General features: G+C 70.2%; 2 protein-coding genes. Both read left to right on the top strand.

Annotation, left to right across the window (positions count from 1 at the left end):
- A partial coding sequence (locus ACXJKR_RS32435) for a LysR substrate-binding domain-containing protein (RefSeq protein WP_457326356.1) occupies positions 1–581 on the top strand: 581 nt, incomplete at its 5' end.
- A gap of 118 nt (positions 582–699) precedes the next feature.
- Positions 700–1,434, top strand: a 735-nt coding sequence (locus ACXJKR_RS32430) for a hypothetical protein (protein ID WP_457326355.1), incomplete at its 3' end; no start/stop codon positions are given.

Raw genomic sequence — 1,434 nt, 5'->3', positions numbered from 1 at the left:
GTTCCACGCTGTTCAACGGCCTGTCCGCCTGGCTGCAGGCCTTCCAGGCCAGCCATCCCAAGGTCGAGGTGATCGTCATCGAGTTGAACTCGCAGGACCAGATCGAGGCCTTGCTCCGCGAGGAGCTTGACCTCGGCCTCGTCCACACCGACCGCCTGCCGCCCGCCCTCACCTCGCAGCCGCTCTATAGCGAACCCTTCCTCGCCTGCCTGCCCGCCAACCACCCGAGCGCCAAGCTGAAGAAGATTCCCTTGGCGACGCTGAGCGACCAGCCCTTCATCCTCTTCTCCCGCAAGGGCTCGCCCGACTACCACGCCCGCATCGTCGAGATCTGCCGCCAGCACGGCTTCTACCCGCGGCTGCAGCACGAAGGGCGGCACTGGCTGTCGGTCGTGTCGCTGGTGGCGCAGGGCATGGGCATCAGCATCGTGCCGGCCGCCTTCCAGCGCGCGGGCGTGCAGGGCGCGGTGTTCAGGCCGTTGGCCGAAGCCATCGAGGCGTCGGCGGTGTTTGCGGCGTGGCGCAAGGATGCCGAGGCGGTGCTGCGGGAAAGCTTCCTGGCCGCACGGCCAGCGAGCTGACCGGCCCCGGTGCAACTTTTCATCGTCGCCATCCCGCAATCTGTCGCAACGCAGCAGCGCCGCCGGCCTCGGCTGAGCAAGATGCAGGCTTCGTTCGACTGATCCGACAACGTTTTTCATGACCCGCTCCCGCTTTTGCGCCCGATTCGGCGCCGCCTTGCTCTCCCTCCTGCTCGCCCCGCTGACCGGCGCGCATGCTGAACCCACCCGCGGCGAATGGGCCGGCCTGATCGAGGTGGCCGGCCGCCCCTCCTTCTGGCGCCTGCGTACCGAATTCGTCGACAACCAGCCGCGCCTGGCCTACGCCATGCCCGGCGGTGGCGTGAACGCCGGTGGCGAATGGCAGCCGCTGCCCGGCGCAACGATGGGCGACGGCCGCATCGGCTTCACGTTGCCGGCCGCGATGGGCGGTGGCTCCTGCACGGCCCGGCACGAGGGCAAGGCACTGCTCTCCGCGGCGACCGACAACTGCCGCCTGTCGATGGTGCAGGTCGCGTCGCCGCCCCAGCCCGCAGTCACGCCCGGCCTGTACCGGCTGCGCGATGGCCGGCTCGTGTCGATCGGGTCCTTCACCGACTTCCCACAGCCGACCGTCATCGAGTTCGGCACCGGCCGCTGGGCCTTCCTGTTCGAGCGCGGCGCGGGCGAGGCCACCGCGGGGCCGTCGCTTCAATCGCCGTGGCCGGTGCGCCTGACGCTGAAGCGCCTGCCCGCGCAAGGCCAGGCCGAGCGGCTACTGTGGAGCGAGAACGGCGCCGCGCCGCAGATTGGCGAGCGGGTGGACATCGTCGAGCGCCCGATGCGCTGGACCAACGGGGCGCTGAGCCTGGGTGGCACCTTGATGCTGCCGCCC

The organism is Roseateles sp. P5_E11 (assembly GCF_054049355.1).
The sequence above is the reverse complement of the archived record's forward strand: the minus strand, read 5'-3'. Positions and strand labels throughout refer to the sequence as shown.